The sequence below is a fragment of the Oleiphilus sp. HI0128 genome (genome assembly GCF_001635365.1).
The window spans coordinates 1-9,205 of sequence record NZ_LWGG01001393.1 but is presented as its reverse complement, the minus strand read 5'-3'; the positions used below and the strand labels follow the sequence as shown (position 1 = coordinate 9,205).

Genomic DNA, 9,205 nt, shown 5'->3' with positions numbered 1-9,205 from the left:
AATTTTTCATGTGTTTTTTGAAGCTGCATATATACTTACTGTTACATAACGGAAAAATGTATGGAATATCAGTACCTTTCGGGTCTCCATGCAATCCCAAATCACGAACTAAGATAAGAAAATACAGATGGAAGTTGAACAACAAAACGACGCTTGGCGAATTTTAATAGTTGAAGACGATGAGCGTTTAGCTGATCTCACCAAGGAATACTTGGAGAGTAATGGGCTTGTCGTTTCGGTTGAAGGTAATGGCTCTCATGCAGTTGATCGTATCGTCAATGAAAAGCCTGATCTGGTAGTGTTGGATCTGATGCTTCCAGGTGAGGATGGCTTGTCAATATGTCGTAAGGTGCGTCCTAATTATAATGGACCGATTCTTATGTTGACTGCGCGAACTGACGATCTAGATCAGGTACTAGGTTTGGAAATGGGGGCCGATGATTATATGTCTAAGCCTGTTCGTCCTAGGGTTCTGCTAGCAAGAATTCGCGCCTTACTTCGTCGGATTAATGAGCATGTTGACCAATCATCAGATGCTGGTGCAGAGTCAGGTCAGGCAGCTGATGCGACCCGCTTGGTATTTAACAACCTGGTTGTTGATAGCTCAATGCGAGAGGCATGGTTGGACGATGAAAGTATCGATTTAACCAGTGCAGAGTTTGACTTACTTTGGTTATTATCCAGTAATGCAGGTAACGTGCTGAGCCGTGAAGAAATCTTTACTAACTTGCGCGGTATCGAATATGATGGTCAAGATCGTTCGATTGATGTTCGAGTCTCTAGAATTCGTCCGAAAATAGGTGATGATCCGGTTCACCCACGAAGGATCAAGACAGTTCGAAGCAAGGGCTATTTGTTTGTAAAAGAGGCTTAGTTTATAAGTCTCTCAAGCTCGGCTTGCCAAATTATTTAAAGAGTTTTGGTTTTGAAGAAAATTCTAATTCGTATTTTTATTGGCCTAGTTTCAGTGATCACTGTGCTAGGCCTTTTTAGTCTTGGTCTGGTTAAAGTCTCTAATCAGGTTAGGGAAGAGCACTACTGGCATGATTTGCTGGTTACTCCTATGACCGAACTATCCCGTGTAATCAGTGAAGATCATTCAAAGCTGCCTGAACATACTTACCTATCTGATTATGAATCATTAGGTCTAAGTGCGGTAGAGCAAGAGCGTTTGATGTATGGACGACTGCTTGTGTCCCTGGAAGGTGACTACCTTAGAGCGATTATCCAGCAGCAAAATTCTAGCGAGCAGTTGTTAGTTTTTGAGTCTTTGCGCGATAAGCAGTTTTCAGCACTTTTTCGTCTTCTTGTAAGCGAATTACTGGTTGATGCGACGGAGTTGAGCAAGCTTGAAAGCATTGAATCACTGCTTAATGTCTCGATTGCTAAATTGGAAGAGACGAGTTCGGTAAGTTCTCAGTTAGTATTAAATGATATTGCCAAACAGGGTTTTCATGACGGTCTTGATGAAGATGGTTTATTTAGTTATGTGCGCTTGAAGAGCGGAGAACTGCTTCGTCTAGAGTATGGTGAAGTGTTCTCCGGTTTTTCATTTATTTTGTTCGTTGCACTGGTTTCCCTGTGTGTTGCAGTGCTTATGCTCTTTGTTTATTACCTGGTAGAGGGGTTCAGTCGCCGTTTACGCTCTATTGAAACAGCGGCAAGTCGTATTTCGCGAGGTGAGCTAGATGCTCGTGTATCCGGGGCGGGAAGTGAAGATGCGATCAGTCGCTTAGGTGGTGCTTTCAATAGTATGGCCGACCATATACAGCGCCTGATGTATGTGCAGAAAGAAATGATCCATGCTGTATCGCATGAGCTTAGAACCCCTGTTGCTAGAATACGCTTTGGTGTACAAATGATTGAAGACTGTCCCTCCGAGGAAGCATTGCAAAAGCAAGTAAAGGGGATCGATGGCGATATTCAGGAGCTTGACGAATTAATTGATGAGATATTGACCTATGCTCGACTTGAGCAGGGCGGGCCAATCTTGGCATTTCAGGAAGCTGATATTAGCGCAATTGTTGATCAAGTTGTTTCCGAGCAAGGCCTTGTTAAGCCAGATATGAGTATTTTCTCTGAGTTTAAAGAGGGCTCTGATGTATGGAAAATGTCAGAGGTTGAAACACGTTATATACATCGTTCGATTCAAAACCTTGTTGGTAATGCGACACGCTATGCTCAAGGAAGGGTAAAAGTTGTTTGCTCTTTTGATGCAGAGACATGTCGTGTAGATGTTGAAGACGATGGCCCTGGTATTCCAGAGGAAGATTGGGAGTCTGTCTTTACGCCGTTTGCGCGTTTGGACGATAGTCGCACACGTGCTTCAGGGGGTTATGGCCTAGGCTTGTCAATTGTACGCCGTATTCTTTATTGGCATGGGGGGCAAGCCTTCTTGGGCAGAAGTGATATGGGTGGAGCGAAGTTTAGTTTGGTATGGCCCAGGAAACAAAGCCAGACGAACAAACCCTAGGTGGCGATATCTGAAGCGCGCAGCTGCTGTCTGGCTTATCTTAGTAGAAAGTGCTTAAGAGGACAGGGGCCAGCCGCCGAGGTGTTGCCACTTATTGACTATCTTGCAGAATAGTTCTGCTGTCTTCTCCGTATCATACTTTGCGGTATGAGCGGCTTTCCCATCAAATTCAATTCCTGCCGCTCCACAGGCTTTTGCGAGAACGGTTTGGCCATATGCCAAACCCGACAGCGTTGCTGTATCAAATGTCGAAAAGGGGTGAAAAGGGTTGCGCTTAATATTGGCTCTTTCTGCTGCGGCAAAGACAAAGTTGTGGTCAAAGGTTGCGTTATGACCCACAAGTACAGCTCGTGTACAGCCAGTTTCCTTCACTGCTTTTCGAATAGGTGTGAATATTTTATCTAGGGCTAGCTTTTCGGGTTGAGCATTACGAAAAGGGCTGTGCGGATCAATTCCGGTAAATTCTAGCGCAGAAGCCTCAAGATTTGCTCCTCTAAAAGGCTCTACATTGCAATGTACAGTTTCTTTTAGGTAGAGATCGCCATCGGTCTTCATGCTGATAATAACAGCGGCTATTTCTAGTAGAGCGTCGGTTTTTGCGTTAAAGCCAGCGGTCTCAACATCAATCACGACTGGAAGAAAGCCCCGAAAGCGATTGGATATGGCGTGAGAATTGCATTTTTCAGATTGGTTTGGCACGGTTTGTCCTTATTTGTTCCGTTGCGTGGCTAAGTCGGCCAAGTTGTAGCGACAGTATATCAGAGCAAGGTTATGATAGGGCAAAGAATTGCCAGGTTTTGTTTTCAGTTTTTATGTGACTTGGAAAATACCTTATTAGGGGCTTGCTACAAAAAGAGCTGATCCGATTTATTATGGTAAGAGAATTTGTGAGGTGTCCGATTTGAAGCGCGGTAGTACTTTTGTAAGAGGCTTAATGTTAGGAGTCGTGTTAGCTTGCTTATCAAGCCTTGCCCATGCCAAAACCTATAGCGCAGAGCTGGATCAGAGTCAGTGGTACCTGTCTTCCTCTATATTCGAATGCAGTCTGGTTCATGATATTCCTTATTATGGTAAGGGTGTCTTCTATCATGAAGCAGGAGAGAACCTGCGCTTCTATACGATGACTAATAATAACCCTATGAAACCGGGTAAAGCGGCGTTAGTGGTTGAGGCTTCATCTTGGAAGCCGGGCAAGGTAATTCAGGATCTGGGTTATGTCGACGTTGTAGATAGTGATCAGCCTTTAAGTGTGCCTAGAGCTAAAGCGACTAATATGATGCAGGGCCTATTAGAAGGCATGACGCCAACTTTTACCCGGAAAGCTTGGTACAGCGATGATTCAATCAGGGTTAGAATTAATAGTGTTAATTTCAAGTCAATCTATAATGGCTATCTTGATTGTATAGCAGGTTTGTTGCCGGTTAATTTTAGGCAGGTCGAGAAAACGCGTGTGCATTTTGAATCTGATAAGTCAGATCTAACCGAGCGTGATATAAAGTCACTGGATTTGGTGGTTCTCTATGTCTTAAATGACTCGAGTGTGACAGCTATTTATGTTGATGGTCACACAGACAGTACTGGCCGTAGAATTTATAACCGGCGCTTATCTAAAGCACGCGCGCAAGCCGTTAGGGATTACTTAATCAATAATGGTCTGGAAGCCGATATTATCCGTACACGTTACCATGGTGAGCGTTATCCGGTGGCTAAAAATAACACCAAAAAGAATAAGAAACTGAATAGACGTAGCACCGTTCGGCTGGTTCGCGATCTAGATTAAGCGTAATACAGTAAATATCTCGGCAATATTTGTATTTGTGGCCCAACAGCAAGTAGAATAGCCGCCTTTTCGTAATGAATATTATTAAGCGGAACAGGATTTCACTCGTTTAGCTGTTTGTGGCTGAAGAGTGACAGCTTGTTTTGTCTGCATCTTCGATAGTTGGAGCCTTTCTATGTCAGAAATTAACAAAGTTGTCTTGGCTTATTCTGGTGGTCTAGACACCTCTGTAATCGTTAAATGGTTACAGGAAACATACAACTGTGAAGTTGTTACCTACACAGCTGACCTTGGTCAAGGTGAAGAAGTTGAACCTGCACGTTCCAAAGCAGAAGCATTGGGTGTTAAAGAAATCTATATTGAAGACGTGCGCGAAGAATTTGTTCGTGACTATGTTTTCCCGATGTTCAGAGCAAATACTATTTATGAAGGCGAGTACCTGTTAGGTACGTCTATTGCTCGTCCTTTAATTGCCAAGCGAATGGTCGAAATTGCTAATGAAACAGGTGCTTGTGCTATCTCTCACGGTGCGACCGGTAAAGGTAATGACCAGATTCGTTTTGAGTTAGGTGCCTATGCACTTAAGCCGGGTGTTCAGGTCATTGCACCTTGGAGAGAATGGGATCTCAACTCTCGTGAAAGCTTGTTAGCCTATTGTGATACACACGGTATCGAAGTTGAAAAGAAGAAAGGTAAGTCTCCTTATTCTATGGATGCAAACTTGCTACATATTTCTTATGAAGGCGATATGCTAGAAGATCCTTGGAATGAGCCTGAAGAAGAAATGTGGCGTTGGTCTGTTTCTCCTGAGAACGCTCCAGATACACCGACTTATATCGAACTGACATATGAGAAAGGCGATATCACCGCGATCAATGGTGAAGCGATGAGCCCGGCAACCGTGCTTGAGACCTTGAATAAGGTCGGTGGTGATAATGGTGTCGGCCGTTTGGATATCGTTGAAAACCGCTATGTAGGTATGAAGTCTCGAGGCTGCTATGAAACGCCAGGGGGCACGATTATGCTTAAGGCTCACCGTGCGATTGAATCTTTGACTCTCGATAAAGAGTCTGCGCATTTGAAAGACAGTATTATGTCTAAGTATGCGGAGTTGGTTTATAACGGTTACTGGTGGTCCCCTGAGCGTAAAGCGCTTCAAGCCTTGATAGATGAAACACAGCATTATGTAAACGGTGTTGTTCGCGTTAAGCTTTATAAGGGTAACGTTGTGGTTGTCGGTCGTAAATCTGAAGAAACCTTGTTTGATGAGAGTATCGCTACATTTGAAGATGACGGTGGTTCATATGATCAGAAAGATGCTGAAGGTTTCATTAAATTGAATGCTCTACGTTTACGTATCGCTGCAGGTAAGGGGCGCGATCAGGGTTAAGCTCCTTTTCTCACCCATAAAAAAACCGACATTGATTGTCGGTTTTTTTGTTTCGGGCTTAGTTTAAGTACTTCACTAACTCTTTGATAATTTTGGAGCGTGCGATTTAACCGGCGATAGATTCTTTAAGGGTGCTGCTTTTGTTGCTATTAGCTGTTGCCGCTTCAATATCGATAAAGTCAGATAAGTATTCCCAGACGACTCTTCTTTGTAAGTTACTGCTTGGGATTGAGTCTAAGCCACCGATTATTTTGAGTAAGTCGCTACCTGTTTTGGTGAATGCCTGGGTATAGAAACCGACGCCTTGGCCGGGAGCGGTAAAGTCGTGGCTAACACTATGTCGCGTTTTACGGTAATAAAACTCGTAGCCAACTAGTAGCTCACTAGGGTCTCTTGCAATCATACCTGCATTGACGCAGTGTGATAGTAGGCGCAGCTCGGAAAATATATCATCTTCCTTCGTTAAGCTGTTGTTGGCGCGAAACACAAAAGGGTGACCGTTATGGCCGATAAAGGCATAGTTGGAAACCTTCTTAAAGGCAGTAATTTCCCAAGCGTCACAATGGTATAGAAAGTTCAGGCTACGCTTGGAGATTGAATGAGGTCGTTTTAGCTCACAAAGTAGAGCTCTGGCCCAGAGGCTTTGCATTGGGCTGCTACTAACATTCTGGGCGTAGTCAAAGAATATATTTGCCCAATCTGAATCTACGGATTTAGCCGTAACTTTTTGTCCTAGTAGACCGGAAGCAATTGCTAATATTGCTTCAATATTTGCTTGTCTTAGGGTTTCCTGGTGCCTGATTCGAGCATGAGTGCGCTCATTGAGGCTGGCAAAAGCAACATCGGTTTCAACATAGATCGGCTCGTCTGCTTCATCACTCGCCTTATCGCTGGCCAGGTCACGAACAACAGTGCCATTGGCGCGATAGTATCCGCCCATGGACTTGGTGCACAGTGCCACGAGTTTGGACCATGTTCCGATTTGTTTTTTCTTTCCTTTAGAACCGTGCAAGCTTTTGGCCCCTAACTGGACTCTGTTTAATTCGGTGAATAAAACATGCCAGGTGACGTTATATTTGTATGTTTTAAAAACTATTATTCTTGGATACTTTTATATCGCAGCAAGAAATATATTCATTTGTAATGTTGAAAACAAGCAATGCTTTTTGTTCACGGTTTAAATGTGACTCTGTTCAAAAAACACTCTCATGATACAAAAAAACAATGCAGGCGTCGACTTTATTTGTTAGCAAAAAATCCAATAATATCAATGAATAAGGACTTCCGCTCATGTCTTGAGAGCTTACATTAAGTTTGCCGATTAAGTTGATGACTCGTAGTTGAAATAAGCGCGAAAAGCAGGTGAAAGTCCTGATGATTTCAGTTAACGTATCAACGATAATAAAGAAATAGCGCTAGCTCTTCGCACGCAACTCTCAAATCTGACTGATTATTTAATGCTTAAATTTTACCCTTCGAATCGCACTGAAAACCTCGCTTTCATCATTGCTGAAATAATGAGACGAGAACCACTGAAAAAAATCTTTGATCAGGAAAAGGTGATTATTCAAAGTTTCGGTATGGGCACCTGGCTTCAGCAGCAAATATCTGAAGAATTGGGTATCTCTGCGATGGTTGAATGTAGCATGCCAGCGTCTTTTATTTGGAAATTGGCTGAAGCCTTATTACCGAAGCCTCTGCAAGTACAGGGCTTTGAGAAACAGAATTTAAGGTGGCAGCTTTTTGAACAATTGCCGAGTAAGCTTGCCCAGCCCGAATATCAGCGCTTACGGCGTTATGCCAAGAGCTTATCACCAAACACTGATGAGGGGAGTGCTGAGCCTGCGCTGGGTAACGCTGGCGATGAAGCGCTATCCCAGTCTTTAGTGTTTGATATGGCGAGTGTCATAGCCGACGTTTTTGATGGCTATCAAAACTACCGCCCAGAATGGTTGCAAGCATGGGAGCAAGGCAAGCCGATAAAGAGCCTTGCTAGCGGCCTGGATTCCAAAGACTACAGTAGTCCTCAATTTACCGAATTGGAAGCTTGGCAGGCTGACTTGTGGTGTAGCGTTTATCCTGACTTGCCCTTGGCGCAACGACAGCATCGTTCCAGTCTGCTGACCAGGCTGGAGTCCTGTATTAGAGCGCTACCTAAAGGGGCGGAACTTCAGTTACCCGAACGAATCTTCGTATTTGGCCTGTCAGCCTTGCCTCCTAGAATGCTGGCTGTTATCAAAGCTTTAGCTGAACACATTGATATACACGTTGTGGTGAATAACCCTTGTCGCTACTACTGGGGTGATGTGATGAGTGAGTATCAGCAGCTCCTGCTTAATCAGTCATTGCTTGCGCGGGGCGTCAGTGCTGAAACGGTAGCGGAAAACTTTATTGAGCATAACACCTTGCTCGCGTCATGGGGAAAGCTTGGTCGCGATTATATGTCGCTATTGATGCAAGAAGAAATTTTCGCTGATCTAGCCACCGAGCTTTACGATGATCTTGGTGATGAAGATAATTCAGCGCTGAATTTAATTCAGTCAGATATCTTGAACCTGCAGAACCAGCACCATTGTGTGAATCCTGACGATAAGTCGATACGCTTCGCAAGTTGCCATAACCACTTAAGAGAGGTTGAGGCTCTCCACGACTACTTATTAAATACGCTTGATGCAAACCCCGGCTTAAATGCTCGCGATATTATTGTGATGGTGCCCGATATAGAAGACTATGCCGCCTATATTGAGGCAGTTTTTTCACGCCTTGTTTATGATCGCCATGGGCAAACGCATAGCCTGCCCTATGTTATTGCCGATCAGGCTTTGAATCGGCATCAACCCTTATTGGAATGTATTGGCAATCTATTGATACTCGAGTCAAGTCGGATGACGGCTGCCGAGCTATTAGATTGCTTGGACTTTCCCGCAATCAGGCAGCGATTTTCCATTGATGAAGATGAGCTGCTTAGTATTCATCACTGGGTCAAGGTCTTGAATGTTCGTTGGGGGCTTTCTGAGACGCATCGTAACAAGATATTAAATATAGAAGACGCAGGTGGCGAGACAACCTGGCTCGCAGCGCTTAAACGCCTGCTAAGCGCCTATATTCTCGGGCCTGTTCCTGTCGCCAGTTTTGCGGGTGAACAAGTGATACCGGAAGAGGTGTTCGGCTCAGATCAGCAGGTATTGGTGGGTAAGTTTGTTCGCTTTATTGACGTTGTTGAGCAAACGCTCTCAATGCAAGCGGGTGAAAAACATCCCCTTGATGCTTTGGCTACGATAGCAGATGTCTGGCGTTTATGGCTTGATCAGGATACCTTGCACGAAAGTGTTACTCAGGCAATGGCAAAGGCGCTAGAAGCCTTAAGTGATGAGTTTAGAGTTACTGGCTATGAAAAAGCTTTGCCATTTTCCATCGTTGCCCAGCAAGTGAAGCAAGTGTTGGAAGAAGAGCAGGTTTCGCAACGATTTCTTTCTGGCCGTATTAATTTTTGTACTCTGATGCCAATGCGCAGCGTACCGTTTTCATTAGTGTGTTTATTGGGTTTGAATGAAGGAAAGTA

The 9,205-nt window shown here is 44.1% G+C and carries 7 protein-coding genes; 5 read left to right on the top strand and 2 right to left on the bottom strand.

The genetic code is table 11. From position 1 onward, the window contains the following. The first annotated feature begins 127 nt into the window (after nucleotides 1-127). Both A3763_RS22895 and A3763_RS22890 read left to right on the top strand, forming a co-directional pair. Nucleotides 128-874 (top strand): response regulator, encoded by a 747-nt coding sequence (locus tag A3763_RS22895; RefSeq protein WP_068507858.1) that lies wholly within the window; start codon nucleotides 128-130, stop codon nucleotides 872-874. Nucleotides 875-925: 51 nt separating this feature from the next. Continuing rightward, on the top strand, nucleotides 926-2,473 hold the full coding sequence (locus tag A3763_RS22890; protein ID WP_068507854.1) for an ATP-binding protein: 1,548 nt from the start codon (nucleotides 926-928) through the stop codon (nucleotides 2,471-2,473). Between the two features lie 54 nt (nucleotides 2,474-2,527). On the opposite strand, the gene rnt is transcribed toward A3763_RS22890, so the two are convergent. Beyond that, nucleotides 2,528-3,172, bottom strand: a complete 645-nt coding sequence (rnt, locus tag A3763_RS22885; RefSeq protein WP_068507852.1) for a ribonuclease T — start codon at nucleotides 3,170-3,172, stop codon at nucleotides 2,528-2,530. A gap of 202 nt (nucleotides 3,173-3,374) precedes the next feature. Here rnt and A3763_RS22880 point away from each other — a divergent pair, with 202 nt between their 5' ends. Together A3763_RS22880 and A3763_RS22875 are read left to right on the top strand one after the other, a co-directional pair. Next, nucleotides 3,375-4,253 (top strand): OmpA family protein, encoded by an 879-nt coding sequence (locus A3763_RS22880; RefSeq protein ID WP_156495279.1) that lies wholly within the window; start codon nucleotides 3,375-3,377, stop codon nucleotides 4,251-4,253. 175 nt (nucleotides 4,254-4,428) lie between these two features. Beyond that, on the top strand, nucleotides 4,429-5,643 hold the full coding sequence (locus A3763_RS22875) for an argininosuccinate synthase (RefSeq protein WP_068507850.1): 1,215 nt from the start codon (nucleotides 4,429-4,431) through the stop codon (nucleotides 5,641-5,643). Nucleotides 5,644-5,749: 106 nt separating this feature from the next. Here A3763_RS22875 and A3763_RS22870 read toward each other — a convergent pair whose 3' ends face one another. Beyond that, complete coding sequence (locus A3763_RS22870) at nucleotides 5,750-6,655, bottom strand: DUF2806 domain-containing protein (RefSeq protein WP_156490393.1); 906 nt, start codon at nucleotides 6,653-6,655, stop codon at nucleotides 5,750-5,752. Between the two features lie 505 nt (nucleotides 6,656-7,160). Between A3763_RS22870 and A3763_RS22865 the strand changes: the two genes are divergently transcribed. Beyond that, the coding region (locus tag A3763_RS22865; RefSeq protein ID WP_231872298.1) for an exodeoxyribonuclease V subunit gamma at nucleotides 7,161-9,205 on the top strand (2,045 nt) is incomplete at its 3' end.

Coding starts and splice junctions, on each gene's coding strand:
- A3763_RS22895 (WP_068507858.1), top strand. CDS start 128: ATGGAAGTTGAACAACAAAACGACGCTTGGCGAATTTTAATAGTTGAA.
- A3763_RS22875 (WP_068507850.1), top strand. CDS start 4,429: ATGTCAGAAATTAACAAAGTTGTCTTGGCTTATTCTGGTGGTCTAGAC.